Origin of the sequence: Kitasatospora sp. NPDC059817 (genome assembly GCF_042731835.1) — a bacterium.
GTDB lineage: Bacteria > Actinomycetota > Actinomycetes > Streptomycetales > Streptomycetaceae > Kitasatospora.
The window spans coordinates 4,563-27,592 of sequence record NZ_JBHWIR010000064.1; the positions used below are offsets into that span (position 1 = coordinate 4,563).

General features: G+C 71.8%; 20 protein-coding genes. 9 read left to right on the forward strand and 11 right to left on the reverse strand.

Translation table 11 applies throughout. The annotated features are described in order from the left end of the window. Window positions 1–848 (forward strand): ABC transporter permease (locus ACFV61_RS16245; RefSeq protein ID WP_380492190.1); only part of this gene is annotated, 848 nt, incomplete at its 5' end. 40 nt (window positions 849–888) lie between these two features. Here the strand turns inward: ACFV61_RS16245 and ACFV61_RS16250 are convergent. Further along, window positions 889–1,488 carry a hypothetical protein gene (locus tag ACFV61_RS16250; protein WP_380492192.1) on the reverse strand — a complete coding sequence of 200 codons (600 nt, stop codon included), beginning with the start codon at window positions 1,486–1,488 and terminating at the stop codon, window positions 889–891. A gap of 368 nt (window positions 1,489–1,856) precedes the next feature. On the opposite strand from ACFV61_RS16250, the gene ACFV61_RS16255 reads away from it, so the two are divergent. From ACFV61_RS16255 to ACFV61_RS16265, 3 genes are all read left to right on the forward strand, one after another. Continuing rightward, complete coding sequence (locus ACFV61_RS16255) at window positions 1,857–2,036, forward strand: hypothetical protein (RefSeq protein WP_063346527.1); 180 nt, start codon at window positions 1,857–1,859, stop codon at window positions 2,034–2,036. Window positions 2,037–2,187: 151 nt separating this feature from the next. Next, window positions 2,188–5,400: a type 2 lanthipeptide synthetase LanM family protein gene (locus tag ACFV61_RS16260; RefSeq protein ID WP_380492194.1), complete on the forward strand. Its 3,213-nt coding sequence runs from the start codon at window positions 2,188–2,190 to the stop codon at window positions 5,398–5,400. A 359-nt stretch (window positions 5,401–5,759) separates the two neighbouring features. Continuing rightward, entirely contained in the window at window positions 5,760–7,742 is a 1,983-nt protein-coding gene (locus tag ACFV61_RS16265) for an ATP-binding cassette domain-containing protein (RefSeq protein WP_380492196.1), read from the forward strand. A 138-nt stretch (window positions 7,743–7,880) separates the two neighbouring features. Here the strand turns inward: ACFV61_RS16265 and ACFV61_RS16270 are convergent, their stop codons facing one another. Together ACFV61_RS16270 and ACFV61_RS16275 are read right to left on the reverse strand one after the other, a co-directional pair. Continuing rightward, window positions 7,881–8,906 (reverse strand): JmjC domain-containing protein, encoded by a 1,026-nt coding sequence (locus tag ACFV61_RS16270; RefSeq protein ID WP_380492197.1) that lies wholly within the window; start codon window positions 8,904–8,906, stop codon window positions 7,881–7,883. A gap of 39 nt (window positions 8,907–8,945) precedes the next feature. Beyond that, window positions 8,946–9,992 carry a cytochrome P450 gene (locus ACFV61_RS16275; RefSeq protein ID WP_380424834.1) on the reverse strand — a complete coding sequence of 349 codons (1,047 nt, stop codon included), beginning with the start codon at window positions 9,990–9,992 and terminating at the stop codon, window positions 8,946–8,948. A gap of 507 nt (window positions 9,993–10,499) precedes the next feature. Between ACFV61_RS16275 and ACFV61_RS16280 the strand changes: the two genes are divergently transcribed. Next, complete coding sequence (locus ACFV61_RS16280; protein ID WP_380492199.1) at window positions 10,500–10,952, forward strand: DUF5990 family protein; 453 nt, start codon at window positions 10,500–10,502, stop codon at window positions 10,950–10,952. A 74-nt stretch (window positions 10,953–11,026) separates the two neighbouring features. On the opposite strand, the gene ACFV61_RS16285 is transcribed toward ACFV61_RS16280, so the two are convergent. Together ACFV61_RS16285 and tsaD are read right to left on the reverse strand one after the other, a co-directional pair. Next, the gene (locus ACFV61_RS16285; protein ID WP_380492201.1) at window positions 11,027–13,321 is read right to left on the reverse strand and encodes a M9 family metallopeptidase; all 2,295 of its coding nucleotides are present in this window, start codon (window positions 13,319–13,321) and stop codon (window positions 11,027–11,029) included. Window positions 13,322–13,532: 211 nt separating this feature from the next. Next, window positions 13,533–14,600 carry a tRNA (adenosine(37)-N6)-threonylcarbamoyltransferase complex transferase subunit TsaD gene (gene tsaD / locus ACFV61_RS16290; protein ID WP_380492234.1) on the reverse strand — a complete coding sequence of 356 codons (1,068 nt, stop codon included), beginning with the start codon at window positions 14,598–14,600 and terminating at the stop codon, window positions 13,533–13,535. 175 nt (window positions 14,601–14,775) lie between these two features. Here tsaD and ACFV61_RS16295 point away from each other — a divergent pair, with 175 nt between their 5' ends. After that, complete coding sequence (locus tag ACFV61_RS16295; protein WP_380344361.1) at window positions 14,776–15,378, forward strand: superoxide dismutase; 603 nt, start codon at window positions 14,776–14,778, stop codon at window positions 15,376–15,378. A 55-nt stretch (window positions 15,379–15,433) separates the two neighbouring features. On the opposite strand, the gene ACFV61_RS16300 is transcribed toward ACFV61_RS16295, so the two are convergent. The 4 genes from ACFV61_RS16300 to ACFV61_RS16315 form a co-directional block, all read right to left on the reverse strand. Beyond that, entirely contained in the window at window positions 15,434–16,594 is a 1,161-nt protein-coding gene (locus ACFV61_RS16300; protein WP_380492203.1) for an XRE family transcriptional regulator, read from the reverse strand. Between the two features lie 8 nt (window positions 16,595–16,602). Further along, window positions 16,603–16,827, reverse strand: a complete 225-nt coding sequence (locus ACFV61_RS16305; RefSeq protein ID WP_380492205.1) for a hypothetical protein — start codon at window positions 16,825–16,827, stop codon at window positions 16,603–16,605. Window positions 16,828–17,014: 187 nt separating this feature from the next. Then, window positions 17,015–18,202, reverse strand: coding sequence for a methyltransferase domain-containing protein (locus tag ACFV61_RS16310; RefSeq protein WP_380492207.1), 1,188 nt, complete (start codon window positions 18,200–18,202; stop codon window positions 17,015–17,017). Then, a complete protein-coding gene (locus tag ACFV61_RS16315) occupies window positions 18,199–18,375 on the reverse strand; it encodes a hypothetical protein (RefSeq protein ID WP_244293278.1) in 177 nt (58 codons plus the stop codon). Before ACFV61_RS16315 ends, ACFV61_RS16310 begins: the two co-directional genes overlap by 4 nt. Window positions 18,376–18,643: 268 nt before the next feature. On the opposite strand from ACFV61_RS16315, the gene ACFV61_RS16320 reads away from it, so the two are divergent. The 3 genes from ACFV61_RS16320 to cyaB all read left to right on the forward strand — a co-directional run bounded on the left by ACFV61_RS16320 (window position 18,644) and on the right by cyaB (window position 21,034). Continuing rightward, window positions 18,644–19,756, forward strand: coding sequence for a helix-turn-helix domain-containing protein (locus ACFV61_RS16320; RefSeq protein ID WP_380492209.1), 1,113 nt, complete (start codon window positions 18,644–18,646; stop codon window positions 19,754–19,756). A gap of 13 nt (window positions 19,757–19,769) precedes the next feature. Next, entirely contained in the window at window positions 19,770–20,351 is a 582-nt protein-coding gene (locus ACFV61_RS16325) for an HD family hydrolase (protein WP_063346518.1), read from the forward strand. A 113-nt stretch (window positions 20,352–20,464) separates the two neighbouring features. Continuing rightward, window positions 20,465–21,034: a class IV adenylate cyclase gene (cyaB, locus tag ACFV61_RS16330; protein ID WP_380492212.1), complete on the forward strand. Its 570-nt coding sequence runs from the start codon at window positions 20,465–20,467 to the stop codon at window positions 21,032–21,034. Window positions 21,035–21,055: 21 nt separating this feature from the next. On the opposite strand, the gene ACFV61_RS16335 is transcribed toward cyaB, so the two are convergent. Then, window positions 21,056–21,529 (reverse strand): hypothetical protein, encoded by a 474-nt coding sequence (locus ACFV61_RS16335; RefSeq protein WP_380492215.1) that lies wholly within the window; start codon window positions 21,527–21,529, stop codon window positions 21,056–21,058. Between the two features lie 12 nt (window positions 21,530–21,541). Further along, complete coding sequence (locus tag ACFV61_RS16340) at window positions 21,542–22,786, reverse strand: helix-turn-helix domain-containing protein (protein ID WP_380492217.1); 1,245 nt, start codon at window positions 22,784–22,786, stop codon at window positions 21,542–21,544. Window positions 22,787–23,030: the final 244 nt, after the last annotated feature.

Sequence of the window (23,030 nt, forward strand, 5' to 3'; positions counted from 1 at the left end):
AGGTCTTGAGGGACCGCGGGGTCGGGGGCTCCACGTGGGTCACGGGGTCGGCCGGCGACGCGTCCGGGGCCGGCTACCGGATGGTCTCCGGGCGCTGGTTCCGGGCCCCGGGCGAGGCCGTCGCCCCGGCCACCTTCCTCACCGAGGCCTCGGTGGCGCTCGGCGACCAGGTCACCTTCACCTCCCACGGCAGGGCGGTCACCGTCCGGATCGTCGGCGAGGTCTTCGACCCGCACATGCAGACCAACGAGCTGTTCACCGACGCCGCCGGCTACCCGCCCGGTGCCGCCCCGCACCCGGACTCCTGGTCCGTCGCGCTGAAGCCCGGCACCGACCGCGCCGCCTACGCCACCGCCCTCGGTGCCGCCCTCGCCCCGGTGCGGATGACGGCCGAGGCAGGCGGGTCGCACGGCTCCAGCGGCTCCATCGCCGCCCTGAACTCCCTCACCGCCACGCTCACCGCGCTGCTCGTCGTGGTCGCCGGGCTCGGGGTGTTCAACACCGTCGTCCTGGAGATCCGGGAGCGGAAGCGGGACACGGGCGTCGCCAAGGCGCTCGGCATGACCCCGGCGCAGACCGTGGGCGGGGCGCTCGCCCCGGTCGTCCTGGTCGGCGCGCTCGGCGGCGCGATCGGCCTCCCGGTCGGGCTGCTGCTGCACCGGCTGACGGTGCCCGCCATGGGGCGCAGCGCCGGGCTCCGCTTCCCCGCCTCGGCCCTCGACGTGTTCGGCACGCCGGTGCTGGCGCTGCTCGGGCTCGGCGGCGTGCTGATCGCGGTGCTCGGGGCGCTGCTGCCCGCCGTCCGGGCGGCCCGGGCGCGGACGGTCGAGGCGCTGCGGGCCGAGTGAGGGGTCGGGTGAGGGGTCGACTGAGGGGTCGGGCGGCGGGTCAGGCGCCCTTGTCGGGCCGGTGACCCTCCGCCTTGGGCTCCTCCGGCGTGTCCCGCTCGGCCGGATCCTGCTCTGCCGCGTTCTGCGCCGCCGCGTTCTGCTCCGCCGTGTCCTGCTCCGCCTTGTGCTCGGCGGCCCGGACCTGCTCGGCGAAGTCCTGCGCGTCGATCCGCTCGACCGTGGCCCCGTGCCGGGAGGCCAGGTCGTCGGCCCGGTCGGGAGAGGACTCCCGGAGCTCGAGGACGAGCAGCGCGCCGCCGTCCGGGACGCGGGGCGAGAGCATGATCAGCCCGGCGCCGCCCTCCGTCGCCCGGCCCTCCTCGGCGGCGTTGCCGAGCGCCGCACCCGCCGCGAAGCCGAGCAGGACGCCGATCGGCCCGCCGACCAGGCCCACCAGGCCGCCGAGGACGCCGGAGCTGACGGTGGTCACGCCCGCGCCCCGGGTGAAGGTGTCCTGGATCTCCAACAGGCCGTCGGCGCTGCGCTCCAGGGCCGCCAGCTGCCGCAGGCCCGGCAGGTGCTGCGCCTCGTCGAAGGCCGCCCGCCACGCGGTGGCGTCCGGGAAGGTCAGCAGGACGACGTTGTGCTGCTCGCTCATCGCGCTCCGATCGGGCCGGGGGCGGGGGTCGCCGGATTCCATCGTGACCTTCGGTGCCCGGCCCGGCCACAGGAGCGACGGGCGGCGCGGACTGCCCGGGGCCCGGCCGTTCAAACGTGGGGCCCGGTTCAGGCCCCCGTCACGGTCTGGATTCCGGACAGGTGTAGGGCGATGCGAGGTCCGACGGGCGAGCCGGGGCACGGGCGCGGCCTGCGGGAGCGGGATGGGCGGGGGAGGCCTCGTCCCTATTCCGACCCTGGCCGAATTTGTGCCCGGTGCGCGGCACACCTCTGGTGCGGCGGGTGGGGCGGTGCCAGGATCCCGACCCGGCACGACCGTGCCAGACCCGAATGTCTGAAGGAGGCACCATGCAGCCCACGGCAGAGCAGGTCCGCGCGCTCAAGGACGAGGACTTCCGGCTCACCCTCGGCCAGGGCCACCAGGTCCACCCGGCCGGCGACCTGTCGGACGAGGTCTACGTGACCGCCGCGGTGCAGGCCAGCACCTGTGGTGGCTGGAGCAGCTGCGCCCACGTCTGCAGCTTCTGAGTCCGCCGTCCGCGACGCGGACCCCGGCCGCACCGCCGGAGCCCGCGTCGCGGACGCACGACCCGGCCGGGGCGCGTACGTCCGGTGCCGCAACCGTCGGGCACCAAGCACCGCAACCGTCGCGCACGAACCGAGCATGGAGAGACCGCCCGTGGTTGACGCGTCCGAAATCCGGCGGGCCGCCGCCCGAGCCGTCCCGCTCGCCGCCCGCGGTCCGCTGCCCGACCCGGACGCCCAACGCGCCGAACAGACTGAACGGGCCGACCGCGCCGGACGGATCCTCGACCGCTGGCGCGCCCAGCCGCCCTTCGACCGGGACGACTGGTTCGAGCGCCGCCTCGCCGCCGACCGCCTCGACCCGGACGGGCTGCGCGCCCTGCTCGCCGAACACCCGGCCGACCTCGCGGACCGCCTCGGCACCCCCGCCTGGGCCGAACGCCTCGCCGCCGCCTTCGAGGCCGGGCACACCCTCGACCTCCCCGAGGACCACGCCTTCGCCCGGCTCGTCGCCCCACTGCTCGCCGACGCCCGCGACCGCCTGCGCACCGGCCTCGCCGAACTCGGCCCCGCCACCGCGGACGCCGCCACCCCCGGCCCCGCCACCCTCGGTACCCCCGACCAGCTCACCGCCCTCGTCCTGCCCGCACTCACCGCGACCGCGCACACCACAGCCGTCCGCACCGTCATCACCGAACTCCACGTCGCCCGTCTCTCCGGCGAGTTGACCGGAGACACCCCCGAGCAGCGCTACCGGAACTTCCTCGACCGGCTCACCGAACCCGGCCGCGCCGTCCGACTCCTCGCCGAATACCCGGTGCTGGCGCACCGGCTGGCCACCGCCGCCGAACAGTGGACCGCCACCTGCCTCACCCTGTACCGCCGCCTCGCCGCCGACCTCCCCGCCCTCGCCCGCACCTTCGCCGACGGCCGCCCGCTCGGCCGCCTCACCGAACTCGCCACCGGCCTCGGCGACCCGCACCGGGGCGGCGCCACCGTCAGCGCCCTGCGCTTCGAGCACGGCACCCGGATCGTCTACAAGCCGCGCCCGCTCGGCGCCGAGACGCACTTCCAGCACCTCCTGCGCTGGCTCAACCCCATGCTCCGGCTGCCGCTGCACGACCTCGCCCACCTGGCCCGCGACGGCTACGGCTGGGTCGCCCACGCCACCGCCGAACCAGCCCGCGACGACGCCGAGTTGAGCGACTTCTACCACCGCGCCGGCACTCTTGCCGCGCTGCTCCACACCCTCGACGCGGTCGACTGCCACGCCCAGAACCTGATCGCCGTCCGCGACCAGCCGGTCCTGATCGACCTGGAAGCGCTGTTCCACCCCGACCTGCCCGAACCCGCCAAGGACCTCTCCGAGTCCGAACGGCTCGCCCGTCACGAGGCCCGACACTCGGTGCTGCGCTCCGGCCTGCTGCCCGAGCGCATGTGGGACGAGGGCAACGGCGGTACCGACCTCTCCGCCCTCGGCTGGGATCCGGGCAGCCTCCCGCCGCGCCCCGCCCCCATCCTGGTCGACCAGGGCACCGACCGGCTCCGCCTGGAGTACCACCGGATGCCCGTCGCGGCGCCCGGCAGCCGGCCCGTCCCGCCCGGGCGGCCGCTGCGCCTGGCCGACCACGTCGGCGAACTCGAAGCCGGCTTCACCGAGGCCTACCGGCTGCTCGCCGCCCACAAGGGCGAACTCCGGGAACTCATCCGGGCGTTCGCCGCCGACGAGACCAGGATGCTCCGCCGCGACACCTTCGAGTACCGCAGCCTGCTCGCCACCGCCTGCCACCCCGACCTGCTCCGCGACGGCCTCGACCAGGACCGCCACTTCGACCGGCTCTGGGCGCTCCCCGCCTGGGAGGAGCACGCGCTCGCCTACGTCGACCACGAGCGCGTCGACCTCTGGCGCGGGGACGTCCCGGTCTTCACCATCCGCCCCGACAGCGTCGACGCCCGCTCCTCCACCGGCGCCCTGATCCCCGGCGTCACCGACCGGCCCGCACTCGACCTCGCCCTCGCCAAGGCGGACGCCCTCGGCGAACCGGACCTGGCCCGCCAACTCCAGCTGCTGCGCCTGTCGGTGACCACCGCGGACGGCGCCCGCGAGCCGCGCCGCCACCCGGCCACGTCCCCTCCCGCGCAACCCGGGAAGCCCGCCGAAGGCCTGGACCTGGCCTCCCGCGCCCTCGCCAAGGCCGTCGACGCCGGCGAACAACTCCTCCGCGAGGCCTACCGGGGGAGCGCGGACCTCGCCTGGGCCGGCCCCAACTGGGCCCCGCCCGGCCGCTGGGCACCCGCCGAACTCGGCCCCGACCTCTACAGCGGGACGGCCGGCGTCACCCTCTTCCTCCACCAGCTCGCCACCGTCACCGGCGATCGCGAGCACCGAAACACTGCCCAGGCAGCTGAACTGACGCTGCGTCATCAAATCCGGCGACGTGCCGACCGCCTCGGCGGCGGCCTCTCCGGCGTCGGCGGCGTCCTCTACACCCTCGCCCACCTCGCCGCTCACCACCCCGACGCCGAACTCGACGCCCTGGCCGCCCAGGTGGTGCGCCGCAGCGCCGCCACCGCCGCCGACGACGCCCAGCACGACCTGCTCGCCGGCAACGCGGGCACCATCGGCGGACTGCTCGCCTGGGCGGCCGTCCGCCCCGGCCCCGCCGTCACCGACGCCCTCGCCGCCTGCGCCGAACGCCTCGTCCGGGCCGCCGCGCCGCACCCCGAAGGCGGCGCCGGCTGGCTGCCCGCCTCGCTCGCCGGCGCCGTCAAGCGCCCGCTGGCCGGCTTCGCGCACGGCGGCTCCGGCATCGCCTGGGCGCTCGCCCGCGCCGGCCGGCACCTCGGTGACCCCCGGCTGCCCCAACTCGCCCTAGCCGCCGTCGCGTACGAACGCACCCTGTTCGACCCGGCCGCCGCCAACTGGCGCGACGTCCGCGAGGACGACGGCCCCGACGCGCCCTCCTACCCGTCCCTCTGGTGCCACGGCGCCTCGGGCATCGCGCTCGCCCGCACCGAACTCGCCGAACTCCTCCCCGAAGCCCGCGAGTTGCTCCTCAGCGAGCGCGACACCGCCCTGACCACCGTCCTCCGCGAGGGCTTCGGCCACAACTTCTCGCTCTGCCACGGCGACTTCGGCAACCTCGAACCCCTCCTCCTCGCCGGCGACCGCTGGCGCACCGCCGCCCTGCGGCAGGCCCACGCCACCCTCGACGACCTCGACACCCGCGGCTGGATCTGCGGCCTCCCGCACGGTGTCCACAGCCCCTCCCTGATGGTCGGCCTCGCCGGCGCCGGCCACGGCCTGCTCCGCCTCGCCGCCCCCACCACCCCCTCCCTCCTCGCGCTCCACCCGCCGACCCGCTGAGACGGTCGGCGAGGTCGGGCCGTGCGGGCTCGGCCGGGACGTTCGTGTGATCGTCGGACCGCACGTCCGGAGTGCACCGCAACCGACCCCTGAATCGAACATCGCGGACCATCCCGGTGATCGATTGCCACCAACTCGCCGCCGCCGACACGGAATCGCCCGGATCGAGTGAGACCGGCCGGGACACGCCGGACGGCCCGGCGGACCGCTGCCAGGATCGGGGTCCGCACCGCAGCCAGCCCCTCGCAGAGTGCCCTCCGGCACCGCTGCCGACCCCACACGCCCACACAGCGGTGAGGGCTGCCCGCGCGCGGATCCGCTGCGGCCACCGGCCGCCGTACCAGGGAGCAGGGAGCACTGTGTCCGAACAGATCGTGAAGCCCGAGAAGCCCCACACCCCGCCCGACCGCACCCCGCCTGACCACGACCAGGATCAGGGCCAGCATGACCAGGATCAGGATCGGCACGACGAGGAGCTGCGCCTGCGCTTCCCCGGCGACCGCCGCGCCGAGGCCGGCGCGTCGATGTCGGCGAACGCGATGCTGCGCCGCCTCCCGCACCTGGTGCGCCGCGCGCTGGCGCTGGCGTGGGCGGCGGACCGGACGTCCACCGTGCTGCTGCTGGTGTGCCAGGCGCTGGCGGGCGTGTTTGGGGCGTTGGCGCTGTACGCGACGACCGGCACCCTGGGCGCGCTGCTGGTGGCGGGCCCGGTGGGGGAGCACCTGCGGACCGCCGCGCCGTCGCTGCTCCTGCTGACCGTCTCGGCCGCGCTGCGCGCGGTGCTGGGGATCGCGGTGGTGGGGCTGTCCGGCCGGGTGTCGCCGAGGGTCACCCGGGAGGCGGAGCTGGCGCTGATCGCCGCCGGGTGCGCGGCCGAACTGCGGGCGTACGACGAGCCCGCGTACAACGAGCAGTGGGAGGCGGCCGATCGGGGTGCCTCGACCACGCCGGACCTGCTCTCCAACGCTCAGGACGTGATCGCCTCGACGGTCTCGCTGGCGGCTGCGGCGGGCGTCCTGGCGACGCTCCACCCGTGGCTGGTGCCGCTGCTGCTGCTGGGTTCGGTGCCGACCGGGGTGGCGGCCGTCCGGACGGCCCGGATCCACTACCTGGCGGCGGTGGCCACCAACGAGGACCGTGGCGCGCTGCGCGTCTACCGCTGGTTCCTGATCGACAAGACCCGCGCGGACCAGGTCCGTTCGGACCAGGTCACGCCGTTCCTGATGGCCAAGTACCGCCGCGCCGAGGAGAAGATCGTCGAGGCGACGGACCGGGCGACCAGGGAGGCGGCGAAGGTCTCCCTGCTGGCCTCGTTGGGCACGGGGGCGGGCAGCGCGCTGGTCTGGGGCACGCTGCTGTACCTGGTGGCGAGCGGCCGGATCGACCTGGCGGCGGCGGGTACGGCGACGTTCGCGCTGCGGACGGCCTCGTCCGGGTTGCAGGGCCTGGTCGGCAACGGCGCCCGGCTGTACCGGATGGGCCTGTACCTGGACGACTACTTCACCTTCCTGGACGAGGCCGGCGGCCACCGGATCCGGCGCGGCGGGATCGTGCCGGACGCGCCGCAACTGGTGGAGGTCGCGGACCTCGGGCACGCCTACCCGGGCGAGCAGCAGGAGCCGGCGCTGTGCGGGGTCAGCATGACGCTGCGGGCCGGGGAGGTGGTGGCGGTGATCGGGCAGAACGGCAGCGGCAAGTCGACGCTGCTGAAGCTGCTGTCCGGCCTCTACCTGCCGCAGTCCGGCCGGATCTGCTGGGACGGCGTGCCGGTGCAGGAACTGGACGCGGACGGCATGTGGTCGCGGGTGGCCCGGGTGCCGCAGGAGTTCGCGCGCTGGCCGCTGGGGGCGGCCGAGAACGTCCACCTGGGGCACCTCACCGAGCAGGTGATGGCGGACGTGGAGCGGGCGGCCGCGCGGACGGGCTTCGACGAGATCGTGGCCCGGCTGCGGTCGGGCTGGCGCACGCTGCTGGCCCAGGGCTGGTGGGGCGGCGCCGAGTTGTCGGGCGGCGGCTGGCAGCGGGCGGCGGTGGCCCGGGCGCTGTACCGGACGGTGCGCAGCCCGGGGCTGCTGATCCTGGACGAGCCGACCTCGGACCTGGACCCGCGCGCCGAGCACCGCATCCTGCACGCGCTGCGCGCCCTCGCCCCGGGGCGGATCACGCTGCTGGTGACGCACAACATCGCCAACGCGGCGGTGGCGGACCGGGTGATCGTGATGGACCGGGGCCGGATCGTGCAGACCGGCACCTGGGCGGAGCTGGCGGCGCGCCCGGACGGGCTGTTCCGTGAGCTGCTGGACCTCCAGCGGGACCGGACGGTCCCGGCGCAGCGGGTCTGACGCCTTCGGCCGTCGAGGGCCGGTGCTGACCGTCCTCCGTACCGCCGTCGTCACGGCGGTACGGAGGACGGGCGGCGCCCGCCGGACGAGGTGTGTGTCTTTGACGGCCCTGCGCCGGTGGGCCAGCGCGCCGGTGCGTCAGTGCGTGGTGCGTGCCGCGTCGCGCAGCCTGCGCCAGGTGCGGCTGACGGACGCCAGCCCGGCCCGCCCGGCGCCGGTCCCGCCGCCTTCCCAGGTCCGGGCCGCCTCGGCGAACGTCTCCGCGCGCTCCGCGTTCTCCGCCGCCGCCTCCGCCCGGGCCGCCCGGGCCGGCGCGGCCCGGGCGGCGAGCCGCAGGTCCTCCGGTTCGATCGTGTCGAGCCTCGTCCGGACGTGGTCCAGGAGCGCGGCGCAGGAGTCGTCGATCGCGGCCTCGCCCAGCGGGCGCGCCGGGAGGTCCAGCCCGTCCGTCAACCGCTGTTCCAGGGCGGCCCGCAGGTCCGGCACGGAGATGTCGCGGATCGTGAGGGACAGGTGGGCGGAGAGGCCGGCGGCGCCGACCGCGCGGTGCGCGAAGCCGCGCGGGACGTAGAGCACGCTGCCGGGTTCGAGGACGCTGTGCAGGAGCCGCGGGGAGTGCTCGTCGTCGGGGAGTTCTCCCGGCGTCCAATCCGCCGCGGTCGGCGCGTCGTGGACGTACCAGGTCTTGCGTCCGGCGGCCTGGAGGACGAACACGTCGGCGTCGTCACGGTGCACCGCGAGGCCCTGGCCGCCGGCGGGCGTGACGAAGAAGAACGCCTCCACGCGCCGGTCGAGTTCTTCGGACAGCCGCGCCACGAGTTCGCCCGTCGGGCGGTGCCACTGGTCGACGCAGCGCAGCAGCAGCGTCGCCCCGACGCCCAGGAGCGCGAGGACCTTCGCGCGGTCGGCGAAGCCGTGGTACGTGATGCCGTTGACCGTGCGTGACGTGGTGTAGGCCTCGGGCGGGACGGTCACCTTGGTGGAGCGGACCATCTCCAGGTAGGGGGTGCGCAGCAGCCCGGTGTCGAAGGCGGCGTCCAACGCGTCCAGGTCGAACGGCGAGGCGAGTTTCTCCGGCGTGAAGACGGCGGGCTTGCGCTGCCACTGGTGGCCGGTGAAGCTGCGGACGTCGCCGACCCAGTCGGCCAGCGTGGGCGATTCCATGGTGTGTCCCGTGGTGTCAGGGTGTTCGGGGCTCGCGGGTCAGGCCCTGGCCGCGGCGTCGAACCGTACGGAGAGTAGGGAGCGCAGGGGGACGTGCGTCTCCTGCTGCGGGCCGCGAATGGCGAGCCGGTGGTCGAAGGCGACGTTCAGCAGGCGTTCGGCCAGGGGTACGACCAGGTGCTTGGCCCAGCAGCGGGCCCCGTCGAAGCCGAACGGCATGAACCCGGGCGTCTTCTCCGGGTCCGCCACCCCGGCCCACCGTTCGGGCCGGAACTCCAGCGGGTCGGACCAGTGCTCCGGGTGGCGGTGCATCAGGAGCGGGAAGAGCGCGACGCGGTCCTCGGGTCGGATCTCGGGGTGCAGTCCGGTGTAGGCGTGGCCGTCGTTGCGGAACAGCATCCACGCGGGCGGGAGGAGCCGCAGGGTCTCCCACAGGACCTCGGTGAGGTCGGCGCGGGCGCCCTCCCGCTCCCGGTCCGGCCCCATCAGCCACAGGGCGTTGCCGGCCAGTGCGGCCACCCCGTCGCAGAGGGTGGCCGTCGACCGCCGGTACAGCGCGATGGCCTGCCTCCGCTCCCGGGTGTCGGAGGCGTCGCGGATCTGCCCGGCCAGCGCGGTGCTCCTGCCCTCGGCGGCGGATCCCGGCCAGACGGTGACGGCGCGGTCGACGATCCGGGAGAGCCGGTCGGAGCGGGTGACGCCGCGTTTCGACAGGAGGGAGACCGGCAGCGGGTCGGACGCGAAGAGCCATCGGCGCAGGTAGGAGGTGGCCGCGTAGGGCCAGGCGCCGGACAGCCCGCGTGCCGGGGGCGGCGGGGTCCTGATGCCCGCCATGACGTCCTGACCCAGCGCGCGGATCGTCCTGGTCGCGCTGTCGTGGTGGATGTCCGCTCCCGCGGCGGGCTTGTAGACCGAGCGCTCCGCCGACCGCACGGGGCGCGCCGCGACGATTTCGGCCATCAGCTCGCTGTCGGAGACGCCGACCGTGCGGGCGTCGATCCGGAATACCTTTTCTTCCCTGGTCAGCAGGTCCTGGATCTTCGGGGCGTAAACAATGGAATGGCTGCGCCCGGCTGTCGGCGCCATTTCTTCCATGAGAATCCCGCCTCCAATGAAATGGCGATGGAATGGATTCCCCCGGCGGGCGGAGAACTCCGGGCAGGCGGGGGAACTCCGGGCAGGTGAAAGGGTGGGGCGCTCTGCAGCGCCGGCGGGGGCCGCGACCCGGCCGTGGCTCGGCCACGGCCCCCGTTGGTGACAATGCGTCAGATGACGTGCGCGATCCACGAGTGGTCGGCGAGGTCCTCGTCACGCTTGAACTTCTTCACGATAGCCTTGATCATCTTCATGGGTACTCTCCATTCCCGGGATGGCAGGCACGGTGGAGCAAGGATGCCCGCGGCTTGGCGGAAATTCGGTATTCCGATCGGAACCCCGAACCGACTTTCATCTAACTCCGGACCTTAACCGAAAGCTAGGGCTCCTGACACTCTTTTGACAAAGGATGACCTCCTCGCCGGTCCGGATTGTGCGGCGCATTAGATGGCCGATCGTTATAACTTCCCGAGGCGTGCGGTGGGGGACCATATCGGTATGGAGCTGAGGATTGAGGCCACCGACCTGCCGGGGCGTGAGTGTGCCGCCGCGCCGGGCTTCCCGGGCTACCGGGACCTGTACGTCGCCGTCCAACGCCGGGGCCGCCCGGCCGAGTTGCTCGACCTGTTCCCGGGGGACGCGCCGCGCGCCCGCTGGTCGCTGGAGTGCGAGGCGAGGCCGGAACCCGGAGGTGCGGACCTCACCGGCCGGTACGTGCAGGGCGGCCCCGGTGCCCGGTTCGTCTACCTGAACTGGGTGACCGGGAACGGTGACGGCTGGGCGCTGTTCCGCCGGGCCAAGCTGCTGCTGGCGGCGGTCGACCGGGAGGTCGTCGAGGCGGCGGTGGAGCGCGGCGTCCTGGTGGCCCGGCTGCGCCTGACGGATGCCAAGGGCCGTCCGCTGTGCGCCGCCGTCCGCCCGCCCGTGGTGACCTGGTCGGCGGAGGGCTGAGTGCGAGGGGGCCCGAACGCGCGAGGTGGCCCCCGCCGCACGCGGGGCCCTCCTCGATGTCCGGTATGCGCAGGTCAGTTGTACGTCGTGGTGACGGTCACGCCGCCGAAGCCCTGCTGGGCGTAGAGGCTGAAGTACACCCAGCCGGACGGCGGGTTGGTGATGGTGAGGGTCTCGCCGTTGCCGGCGTTGGTGGACTTGGCCAGGTTCGACCCGGTGGTGGCCCACGCACCGCCGTTGTAGTAGAGGTCGGCGTTGCCGGTGCCGCCGCTGGTGGTGATGGTCAGCTGCTTCACGCCGGCGGGCAGGTTGAGGAAGTTGTAGCTGTAGTTGCCGGTGGTGGCGGCGACGCCGTCGCGGCGGCAGTTCTTGTCGTACTGCCGGGTGTCGCCGGCGGTGCACAGCGGGGCCTGGTTGGTGGGCAGGCTGCCGCAGTTGTCGGCGCCGCAGGCCTTGAGCCAGGTGGCGAAGTCGGCGTCGTAGCGGGTGCCGATGGTGGTCTTGAGCAGGGTGCGGGCGCCGTTCCAGTCGCCGACGCGGTACTTGGCGAGGAGCGCGTCGACGTCCTGCGGGTGCGACTGGAGCATGTAGCGCACGGCCAGGTAGCCCCAGTTGTAGACCTTGGTGGAGTCGGAGTTGTCGTAGGTGTTGTCGAAGAGGGTGCTCAGCGTGTAGGTGCCCTTGCCGGCCTGGGCGACGGCGGCGTCGTAGTGGACGCCCCGGTAGCTGTACGAGATGTACTCGGCGAGGCCCTCGACCCACCAGACGGTCGGGGTGGTCATGCCGGCGTTGAAGTCGCCGTAGAAGTCGTAGCGGCCGTCGAGGTAGTGGGTGTACTCGTGGTTGAGGTTCCAGATCTGGAAGGCGGGGCGCAGCCAGTCGGCCTCGTGCGCGATGAAGCGGGCCTGGTTGCCGGCCTTGGCCGGGTCGCCCTCCTCGTACATGCCGCCGTTGTCGACGGCGATGTCGTACATCTTCCAGGCGTAGAGGCTGTAGTCGTAGTAGTCGTCGAAGACGACGACCTCAAGGCTGGTGTTGTTGTCGTTGGCGACCGGGCCGTTGTCCTTGACCACCTGGTGGAAGAACTGGTCCTCGTTGATCAGGCTGGTGCAGGTGTCGGCGAGCTGCTGCGCGGTCATGTCCTGGGCGCGGATGCGCAGGTTGGCGTTGCAGGTGTGGTCGACGGTGAGCACGAGCGGGACGAGCCGGGCGGCCAGGTCGCAGGTGCCGTAGTAGGCGCAGTTGCCGGTGTCCTTCTTCTCCGCGAACCAGACCAGGTTCATGGTGAGCGGGGCGGTGGCGCCGACCAGCGGGTACCGGTTGACCAGGTCCTTGACGATCGGCCGGCCCTGGGCCCTGGTGGCGTCGTTGGCGACCAGGTTGCCGATCTGGATGCCGATCGAGGTGACCAGGTCGGAGCCGTTCAGCTGGGAGCTGTTGCGGGTGACGAAGGACGCCATGGTGGTGGCGAAGGAGGGGTCGGCCTGGAGGGCGGCGGTGAAGGCGGGGAGGTCGAAGCCGCGCTCGATGACGGTCTTGGTGTTGGCGACGGCGGTGGCCATCGAGCCGGTCCAGGCGCCGGTGTAGTCGGCGAGCAGGCGCTTGACGACGCCGGTGTAGCGGGCGTTCTCCTGGGCGCTGTCGATCAGGGTGACGGCCTCGGCGAGCGTCGCGCCGTTGGCCTCGGTGACGTCCTTGCTGTGCGGGGCGGCGAAGAGGCCGTCGAGGGCGCCGCGGATGGCGGTCTGCAGGGTGGCGCCGTACGGGCCGACCACGTCCGGGTTGTACCACTGCACGTAGTAGCCGGCGCGCAGGAACAGGACCAGCTGGCCGGCGGAGGTGGAGTCGTCGCCGGGGTAGGTGGCGGAGACGTCCCGCAGGGCGTTGGCGACGGTGGCCATCTGGGCCTCGTTGAACGCGGCCTTGGCGTCGTTGCCGGTCAGGGTGAACAGCGTGTTGACGCAGTCGAGGCCGGCGGCCTTGACCCGCTGGACGAGCGCGGCCCCGGTGTTGCCGGTGAAGGCGGAGACGTCGCAGGCGGGGGCGGCCGCGAGCTGCTTGGCGGCCTTGTCGGCCTTGGCGGTCTTGGTGTCGACGCCGGCCCCGGTGGTGCTGGCCGCCGTCGGGGCGGTCGCCTTGGCCTGCTCGTCGGCGGCCAGCGGGCGGGCGTCCTTCGGGGTGTCGGGGGACTTGGGCACGGGCACGGAGTGCGGTGCGGCCGCCTTGCCGGTGGGGGTGGTCGAGGCGTGGGCCGCAGGGGCGTCGGCGGCGTGGGCCTGGGGTGCGAAGAGACCGAGTGCGAGGAAGAAGGCGACGCCGAGCGCAGGGAGTCTGCGCGCGCCGGCCTTCGCTATCCGGGAGGGACGCATCTGTGGGGGCCTCCGGGGCCGTTGAGGGTTGCCGTGTGATTGGGGGCACACGGTTCCTGATGTGTGACATGTAAAATGTCACACCTGTTGCGGCCGGGGGAAGGCTTGGGAACGGATTCGCGTCGGGCGAGATCGAACCGTTGTCAGGTCGGCACGCCGCGTCGAGCCGGCGCACCCCGTCAGGTCGGCCCGACGGCGGATCAACCCGCCGTCAGGCCGCGGCAGTCCGCGCCAACGGCGTCAACGCCGCGAACTCCAGCGGCGCCGACGGATCCACCGACAGCTCCGCCGGAGCCGGCTCGGCGCCGGAGCGGACCAGCAGATCGCCGATCGCCGCCACCATCGCCCCGTTATCCGTACAGAGCCTCAGCGGCGGCACCCGCAGCGCGATCCCGGCCGCCGCGCAGCGCTCCTCGGCCAGCGACCGCACCCGGGAGTTGGCCGCGACCCCGCCGACCACGACCAGGGTGCCGATCCCGTGATCGGTGCAGGCCCGCACCGCCTTGCGGGTCAGCACGTCGGCGATCGCCTCCTGCAACCCGGCCGCCGCGTCCGGGACGTACGGGTCCGGGACGTACGGGTCCGAGCCGCCCGAGCGCCGCGCCTCCACCCAGCGGGCGGCGGCCGTCTTGAGCCCGGAGAACGAGAACGCGTACGGGTCGTCCCGCGGTCCGGTCAGCGGCCGCGGCAGGCGGACGGCCGTCGGGTCGCCGTCCCGGGCCGCCCGGTCGATCGCCGGCCCGCCGGGGTAGGGGAGGCCGAGGATCCGGGCGACCTTGTCGAAGCACTCGCCGGCCGCGTCGTCCAGGGTGTCGCCGAGGTGGACGATCGGATCGCGGGCGAGGTCGCGCACCAGCAGCAGCGAGGTGTGCCCGCCCGAGACGATCAGCACCACGCAGGGGTTCGGCAGCGGCCCGCCGTCCAGCGTCGCGGCGGCGACGTGCCCGGCCAGGTGGTGCACCCCGTACAGCGGGACGCCGAGCGAGAACGCGTAGCCCTTGGCCGCGGCCACCCCGACCTGGAGCGCCCCGGCCAGCCCCGGACCGGTCGTCACCGCGACGGCGCCGATGTCGGCGAGCGTCAGCCCGGCCCGCGCCAGCGCCTCGCCGACCACCGGCGCCATCGCGTGGACGTGCGCCCGGGCGGCGATCTCCGGCACCACCCCGCCGAAGCGGGCGTGCTCGTCCATCGACGACGCCACCGCCTGCCCGAGCAGTACGCCGTCCCGGACCAGACCCGCGCCGGTCTCGTCGCAGGAGGACTCGATCCCCAGCACCACCGGTGACCCTGTCACAGCCACTCACCCTCATCACTCATTACATGCACTCGCGACCATTGTGCCCGACGAGACGTGAGGAATAAGCAGGAGCCCATGCTTCGTTCCTGCAACTCATACGCAATAGTGTTGTCCCGGCACGATCATCACTGTTCATCGAAAGGGGCTGTGTCCCAGCATGGGCACCTACTCGCTTCCCGACCTGCCGTACGACTACTCCGCGCTTGAGCGGGCGATGTCCCCCGAGATCCTCGAACTGCACCACTCCAAGCACCACGCCGCCTACGTCAAGGGTGCGAACGACACCCTGGACCAGCTGGCCGAGGCGCGCGACAAGGAGCAGTTCGGCGGCCTGGTCGGCCTGCAGAAGACCTTCGCCTTCCACCTGTCCGGCCACGTGCTGCACTCGCTGTTCTGGCAGAACCTCTCCCCGGAGGGCGGCGACCGCCCCGAGGGCGAGCTGGCCGACGCCATCACCGAGCACTTCGGCAGCTTCGAGGCCTTCCGCAAGCAGCTCACCACCGCCACCACCGGCGTGCAGGGCTCCGGCTGGGGCATCCTCTCCTGGGAGCCCCTCGGCAAGCGCCTGATCGTCGAGCAGGTCTACGACCACCACGGCAACGTCGGCCAGGGCACCACCCCGCTGCTCGCCTTCGACGCCTGGGAGCACGCGTACTACCTGCAGTACCGCAACGTCCGCCCCGACTACGTCGAGAAGCTCTGGGACGTCGTCAACTGGCAGGACGTCTCGTCCCGCTTCGCGGCCGCCAAGACCGTCTGACGCGCACTAGGTGAACGGCCCCGGACCGGTCGGGCGGTCCGGGGCCTTCCTTGTGTCAGGAGAGCTGCAACAACGCCTTCCGGTGCCGCCAGGCGAGCCGCAGGAGCGCCGCGCCGGCGGGCTGCATCGGCTCCGCACCGGTGAGGCGATCCACCTGCTCGGCCGTGAACGGGATGCCGGCCGAGCGTCCGGTGGCGTCCTCCAGGCCAACGCGGTGGCCTTCGTCGTTGGTCGAGACGATGCGCCGGAACGTGTCGTCGAACAGCTCGGCGTCGAACACGGCCACGGTCAGCATGTCGGTGACGAACGTCAGCGGATCCATCCCGAGGCCCAGCCAGAACACCCGCAGGCGGCCGTCCGCGCGCGCCGCGGTGAGCGACTTGTCGAGTGGCCAGGCGGCGTAGTCGATCGGCGCCCTGTCGCTCCCGTAGTCCTCGGTGCTGCCGAGCAACTCCTCGCTCAGCTCCCGCAGGATCGCCCGCCAGAGGTCGAAGTCGTTCCCCTCGTTCCATGGCGCGTCGTGCGAGGCCTGGAACATCCCGACCGGCATCACCTGGAAGAGGCCCCCGCCGCTGGCGACCTTCTCGGGGTCTCGCCAGTGCAGCACGAACTCCGCTTCGCCGGTCCTGCGGTCGTGCCGGATGGTCAGCGTGCTGATGGCCGCCATGACCGGCCGGCGCGTGAGGTCGGTCGGATCGCCGATGGCGGCCCGGAAGGGTGTGGCGGCCGAGCCCGCCAGGACCGCCGCCGCGTACTCGTGCGCGACGGCCTCACAGATGTTGATCACGTCGAAGTACCGGCCACGGCCGAAGGCCAGCGTCGGATCGCCCGCAGACGTCCCGACATCGAGCAGGCGGTAGCAGCTTCGGTCCTCGAACAGCCTGGGCCTGGCGAGCTCCCCAACAGCGTCGGCATAGCGGCGATGGGCGGTTCCATCAACCCGGTACGGGCGGATGCGGTCGAACTCCGGCTCGCCGCCGTCCAGCTCGGCCTCCGGCGCGTCCGGCACCCACCGCAGCCGGACGCGCTCCAGCGGCACCGGCTGGTCCGGAATCCAGTGCCGGCGAGCCAGCAACGGAGTCCCCGGGACCAGCCGTTCGGGAGGGACTTCAGTCAGGAGCCGGCTGGTCAGCGCGAAGCGGTGATCATTCAAGAACATTCGAACCCGTCGCCACTGCTCCCGACTGTCGGACGGGCCCGGTCGGTCGTCTGCCACGATTCACCCTAACGCCGCAGCCCGTTCGTCGAGCGGACGGCGAGATGGCGGGCATGGCCGCCACCGAGCTCGGCGGCCGCGTCGCCCAGCGACTTCGTCATCCGGCGGATCGCTGCGACCTCGCCCCGGCCGACCTTCACTGTGCTGTCAGTCTTTCCCTGCACCCGCCGCAGGATGGCATCAGGGTCGGGCAGGCCCAATGCCGCAAGCGCGTACGCACTGGAGGCGGCCACGAATCCCCGGCGATCCACCACGCCCCTCCGGCTCAGCTCGACACCCGATCCAAGGTAACGCCAATTCCGCTCTCCACTTGACCAGTTGTCGGGCTGTTGACCACCTGGAACATCCGATCGGATTCAGGCAAGCAGCCCCGGACCGGCGATCCGGGGCCTTGCCGAATGCGACGGGCGATCCATTCCCCTACGGCAGGGGCCACGCATTCGTCGGGTCGTCCAGCCAGGCCTGATGGCCGCCTGGGCCGATGGTGAGGCCGAGGCGGCTCGGACCGGGGCGGTCATTGTCCAGCCACCAGCGGTGGGCGGCCTCGACTTCGTCCCACAGGCGGCGCGGGCCGTGCTGCCAGACCGTGTACCGCTCGGTGTTCTCGGTGCCGTCCCAGTCGACGGCGGCCCAGGAGCCGCCGTCGGTCGTGGCCACCCAGAGGCGCGTCTCGACGTCGTCGAGAGCGGGGTCGTGGTGCCAGGCGTACCAGAGGTCGCCGAGGCGGTGCCCGAGGGCGAACTGGGTCTCGAACTCCGAGTCGGCGACAGCCCAGGGGTCGAGCGTGGTCGTGGACTCGTCCGGTACGTGCTCGTCCATGACGACGTCCCGGAAGAGGCGGAGGTCGCGGCGCTGGGTGCGCATCAGCATGAAGGCGCTGTCGGCGGTGTAGCGGCCGGTGGCAGTTCCGTCGTCGGTGACGGTCAGGCGGAGGAGCCCGCCGCAGCTCCACTCGTCGTACCAAGGGGTGAGGATCTGCCCGCCCGGCCTGGTCTGGCTGATCCACTCGCCCGGAACGCGCTTCACGGAGCAGGTGGCCATGATCCGGTCGAACGGCGACGCGGCATTCCAGCCGAGACTTCCGTCGCCGCAGACGACGGTGGGTGCGTAGCCGGTGGCGTCGAGGTTGGTCCGGGCGCGGTGGGCCACGGCGGCGTCGATCTCGATCGTCGTCACGTTCGCCCCACCGAGGCGGTGGGAGAGCAGGGCTGCGTTGTACCCGGTGCCCGCGCCGATCTCAAGAACCTTCATCCCCGGTGCGATGTCCAGGAGTTCGAGCATCTGGAAGACGATCGACGGCTCGGAGGCGGAGGACGACGGCCACGCATCGGCTACGTCCATCGGCTCCGCTCCGTCGTTGACCTGTGTCACCACGGGAACGTCCGAACCGGCGGCGGCGAGCCAGCGGTCGGGTTCACGTTCACGGTCGCAGAGCCGGTAGCCGTCACCGTCGGCAAGCCAGATCCGGTCCGGGAGGAAACGATGGCGCGGGGTCGCCTCTGCGGCCCTTCGCCACTCATCGGACACATCGTGGCCGAGGGAGCGGGATACCGCCCGGAGCAGGCCTTTCGTGGCGGCCTGCTCCAGGTCGTTCTGCGGGCTCGTCACTTCCCGTCGCCGTCCTTGCGGTGCTTGGCGGCCGACGACCCGGACGAGGTGTCCGGGGTCGTCTTGTCCTTCCCGAAGTCCTTCCGGTCCTTGTTCGCGTGCTTGCCCTGCCCGCCGTCGTTGCCCCCGCTGCCGCCACCGGAGCTTCCGTCCTTGCCGGTTCCCCATCCCATGGGTGCCTCCTATCTGTCCTGTTCGCGATGATTGTCGTGTGGAGCGCTTGCCCAGGTGTACGGACGTGACAGCGACCAACTGGCGTGCCGCCGGGCCGATAGGCTCCTTGATGAGAGCGGGACCGCCGTCGCAGGGAGCGAGACCTGCCGACGGGTCTCCGACCGCTCTCGGTCGGGGACGCCTACGACGGTAGGGTCCCGGAGTCGGAACCTGAAGTGACCACGAGTACAGGTACGTTGGCACGAACTCCCGAAGTGGGGGGCTCTCATGCAGTCAAGCCCGCATCAGTCCCTGACTGATAGTCAGGGGAGGCCTCGGCGCCCACGCGTGGGCACTATCTCCGGGTACGTCTTTCGGGTGATACGAGAACAGTGTGGGGCCACCCAGGACGAGTTCGCCGAGCGGTTGGCCGTGTCGACCGACACGATCGCCGGATGGGAGAGTGGTCGGCGCCCGCTCACGGCCGTACCTGTCGGGCAGATGTTCACCTACCGCCATCGGCTGATGCAGGTGGGCGCAGCGCCCGCACTCCTCCAGACACTGGAGCGATCCTTCGAGGCGGACATCCTGCTCGCCGGCATCGTTGAGGAGAAGTCGCCGGCTGCCGGGAGCCCCCTTGGGGCGATGGTGATACGGCGCGACCTCGTGGAGATTCTCATGTGGCCGCTCAGCGGTGCAGCGCCGCAGACTGTTCGCGACCTCCCGGCCCCGCCGCGTCCACGCAAGGGCCCAGCGCCGGCCGGACCGGAACTTCTCGCCCCCGACCGCACCCGGTTCTACACGCACCTGCGGCGCGCGGCCGAGGAAGCGCGTGGAGTGGACCAGTTCCTCGCCCGCCGCCAAGCGCTGTACCTGGCCGGATACGACGAACAGGGTGACACGCGGGAGTGGCTCGCCCACCAGCAGCGTTCCGAGCGGCCGAACGACTGGCTGAGTCACTGGCTCAACTCCCGTTCCGTCGCCATGGTCTCCGCCCGCCACGGTGACCGGGATCGGATGAGCCACTTCATCGAAACGGCCCTCGCCGATGAGGCGGGCGCGATGGCGAACCTCAACTACTGGGCGTACTGGGTCGGCGAGGTCCCGTACCTCGAACTCTCCGACGACTTCATCGCTGCCCGGTCGCCGGGTCCGTGGTCCGGAGACAAGCTCCTCGCGCACCTCGTTCAGGGGCTCGGCCCGCAGTGCGGGTACGCCGAGTTGAACATCCACAGTGTGTGGTCACTGCTCCAGGTCCGGCCGGATCTGCTGCGCTCCGGAACTGCGGCCCGCGCCCTGCGCGAACGGCTCCCGGTGCTGTTGGATGGTCGGGAGCTGTCGCGGCGCGGGCGACGCGAACTCGACAGCATCCGCTACGCGATCCGCCTTGTCGAGGCGTGAGAGGAGCCAGACAGTGACAGACGACCTGACGCCGGTGGCCAGGTTCCTGTTCGAAGCCGGGACGCTCAAGCAGACCAAGCGTACGGGCTGGTGGATGGCCGGCGTCCGCGATCCCGAATCGGTCGCCGAACACTCCTGGCGAACCGCGTTGATCGCTTCGATCATTGCCAAGCTCGAAGGCGCGGACCCGGCGCAGGCCGCCTTCCTCGCGGTCTGGCACGACTCCCAGGAGACGCGCACCGGGGACGTCAACCATCTGGGGAAGAAGTACGCGCCCGGCGCCGATCCGGCGGCGGTGACGGCCGACCAGGTCGGCGGAATGCCGGAGATCCTCGCCTCGACCATCCGGGATCTCGTCGCGGAGTACGAAGCGAAGGACTCTCCGGAGGCGGTCTGCGCGCGGGATGCCGACAAGCTGGAGTGCCTGATCCAGGGCGTCGAGTACAAGGCTCAGGGCTATGCGAACGCTCAGCGCTGGATCGACAACAGTCGTGGCCGTCTCATCACGAAGACCGCCAACGCACTTGCCGACGCCGTCCTGGCAACTGACTCCCTCGACTGGCTCCGTGCTGCCCTCGGCGAGAAGTCGAGCTGACGCGGGTCGCGGATCGTGCCTTGAAGGCGGCACCTTGCCGGTGTCGGTCTCAAAGCGGCAGTTCGATGTGATGGTGGACGGCGCCGAGCGCGTGATCTGACGGAGGGGCGAGGATGGCGATCGAAGCGGAGCTCAAGGCGGTCGTGCGCGACCCGGAAGGCGTGCGCAGGCAACTGGAGGCCCGGCACGGTGCCGGCCGCGCCGAGGTCTACCGCGACACGTACTACGACGCCCCGGACGGCAGCCTGATGGGCGCCGATCGCGAGTTGCGGATCCGTACCGTGCACAGCCCGGACGGCAGGCGCACGGTGCTCACGTACAAGGGGGCCCGGGTGGACGAGGCGTCCGGGTCGAAGCCGGAGTCCGAGACGAAGGTCGAGGACGCCGACGCCGTGCACGAGATCATCCGGGGCCTGGGCTTCACCCCTCGCATCGCGTTCGAGAAGCGGTGCCGCAACTACGGCTTCCAGCGCGACGGGAGGCACCTGCTCGCCACGCTCGTTCGCGTTCCCGAGTTGGACGACGCCACGTTCATCGAGGTCGAGACGACGGCCGCCACGGAGGCCGACCTCGCGCTGGCCCTCGCCCTGGTGCGTGCGGTGCTGTCCGAACTCGGCATCAAAGAGGCCGACTTGACCACCGAGCTCTACACCGACGCGGTCGCGGCGGTGCGACCGGCCTGACTGATAGACCTCATTCCGCATTCACCGGCGTGCCCCCTGGGGCCACAGCACCTCAACCGGCACGCCGCGCTGGCGGGCGTAGGCGACCACGTCCGCCGTCCCGCCGTGGCCGCGGGCCGGCAGGTCGTCCCAGACGGCGAGGAGCTTGTCGACCTGGGCTACCAGGACCTCGCTCCCCGCCATGTGGGCGGCTTCGTCGGACTCCACCCGGCCTGTTCGGTGAACGGCGTCGGCACTGCTCAACAGCCGGTCGTAGACGGGGTGATGCCAGCCCGGCAGCCCATCCCGGTACTGATCCGCCGGAATGACGACCTCCAGCCGCGCCCCCCGTTCGAGCGCGAACTCCGCGATCCACGCGTCCGGCCCATCCGCGATGCAGGACACGACCGTGAGCCCAGTCGGGTCCTCGCCCGCGAGAGCGTCTTCGAGCAGCCGTCGAACCTGCTCCTCCACCCCGGCCGCCAGCCCCCGATGCCCCGTGATTCCGATTCGCACTGCGATCCCTTCCTAGAGATAGACACCGTGCAGGCGCTCGTCGAACTCCCTCACGACCTTGGACGGCGAGGAAGTGCTGAACGACCGTCGAAGTGCGCGGCCTCTCTCGACGATTCGACCTGAACGGTACTGGAGTCCGATCTCCAGAGCTTGCGTGGCGAGGGCGAATGCCGCCTCGATCCGTCCTGCGGCCAGATGGCCTGCTGCAATGTCCAGCAACAGCAGCGCGCGTTGCTTCGCATGACTGGTCGCCGGGACCGGGATCGCCGTTTCTGATGCCCACCTGGAGAGTCCGAGTTTCGCGCCGCAGGCCACTCTGGCAGCGGCCACTTTGGACTCGTCGAAGGTGAACACCCAGGGCCATGGGGGTGGTTCTTCCCGGATGTCTGCCTGAAGCACGGCTCGGCTACGTGTCAAGGCGCGGTCGGCGCTGCGCTGGTCGCCTGCGGCTGCATGTCCGAGGGCCTCAACCGATGAAAGCCACGCGTCGGCGACTGCGGGAAGCGCAGGCTCCAGGAAGCTGCGGGCTCGCTGGGTGAGACTGAGCGCCTGGACCGCGTTGCCGGTGTGAGCTTCGAACTGCGCGAGGCTTCCGGACTGGTACGCGGCAAGCAGTGGGTGTGCTCCTGACCGCGCGGCTTTGATCGCAGCTCCGTAGAACGACCGCGCGGACCCGTGGTCTCCCATGTCCCACGCCAGCCAAGCGGCCAGGCTCGCCGCCTCGCTCGCGATGGCGGCGAGCCTGATCCGATGAGCATCGCTCCGTGCCGCGCCAATCAGCCCCTGGATCAACCGCAGATGGGAGTGGACGACATCGGCAAGCTCCCGTGAGGGCGTCGACCCGTCAAGTCGACGGTAGGAGGTGGTGGCAACTCGGAGTGCGACAGCTTGCTGCTCGGCCTCGTCCGTGGATCCCGCGGCGGCAGTGAATACGGGGGATGCCGCGATTGCTGCGGCTGCTCCCAGGAATTGACGTCTTTCCACGTTCTCAGTTCCGATTCGCGTCTGAACCGTATTTTCGGCGAGGCCGAGCAGAGCTGCTGGAATTCCCAGGTGCTGTGACAGTCGCAGTAGCACGTCCATGGCGTAGGGGGCGATGCCTCGCTTCTCCAGTCGTGAGATCGCTGATTGTGAGAGTCCACATGCCTCGCCCAACTGCACCTGCGTCATGCGCTGGTACGTTCGAGCCAGCTCGATGATCTTGCCGTAGTTCCTCGTCCGGGAGGCATCCCGGATCGCTGCCGAGTTCCAGTTCAACAGCCCATCCCAACGCTACGAGGCCTGCCGGGTCACATGGTGCAATCCGATGCGTTCCTCGCATATCCGTATGCGGGCACCGCATGATCAATGGTCTCACGACTGTGACGGATTGTTGACTGACAGTAAGGAATCGGCTTGTGCGTTGGGGTGGGGGGGGGTGGCCCCCCGACAAACACGCCCGCAGGCCCGGCGGGTGTGGTCCGTGTGGGGGGTGGGTGTGGCGGTTGGTGGGGTACAGTCA

Bases quoted from the DNA above. Each gene is read 5' to 3' on its own strand.
- ACFV61_RS16275 (WP_380424834.1), bottom strand. From the start codon at position 9,992: ATGGCGCCGACAGCCGGGCGCAGCCATTCCATTGTTTACGCCCCGAAG.
- ACFV61_RS16285 (WP_380492201.1), bottom strand. From the start codon at position 13,321: ATGCGTCCCTCCCGGATAGCGAAGGCCGGCGCGCGCAGACTCCCTGCG.
- ACFV61_RS16255 (WP_063346527.1), top strand. From the start codon at position 1,857: ATGCAGCCCACGGCAGAGCAGGTCCGCGCGCTCAAGGACGAGGACTTC.
- ACFV61_RS16250 (WP_380492192.1), bottom strand. From the start codon at position 1,488: ATGAGCGAGCAGCACAACGTCGTCCTGCTGACCTTCCCGGACGCCACC.
- ACFV61_RS16320 (WP_380492209.1), top strand. From the start codon at position 18,644: ATGCAGTCAAGCCCGCATCAGTCCCTGACTGATAGTCAGGGGAGGCCT.
- ACFV61_RS16295 (WP_380344361.1), top strand. From the start codon at position 14,776: ATGGGCACCTACTCGCTTCCCGACCTGCCGTACGACTACTCCGCGCTT.
- ACFV61_RS16315 (WP_244293278.1), bottom strand. From the start codon at position 18,375: ATGGGATGGGGAACCGGCAAGGACGGAAGCTCCGGTGGCGGCAGCGGG.
- ACFV61_RS16270 (WP_380492197.1), bottom strand. From the start codon at position 8,906: ATGGAATCGCCCACGCTGGCCGACTGGGTCGGCGACGTCCGCAGCTTC.
- ACFV61_RS16280 (WP_380492199.1), top strand. From the start codon at position 10,500: ATGGAGCTGAGGATTGAGGCCACCGACCTGCCGGGGCGTGAGTGTGCC.
- cyaB (WP_380492212.1), top strand. From the start codon at position 20,465: ATGGCGATCGAAGCGGAGCTCAAGGCGGTCGTGCGCGACCCGGAAGGC.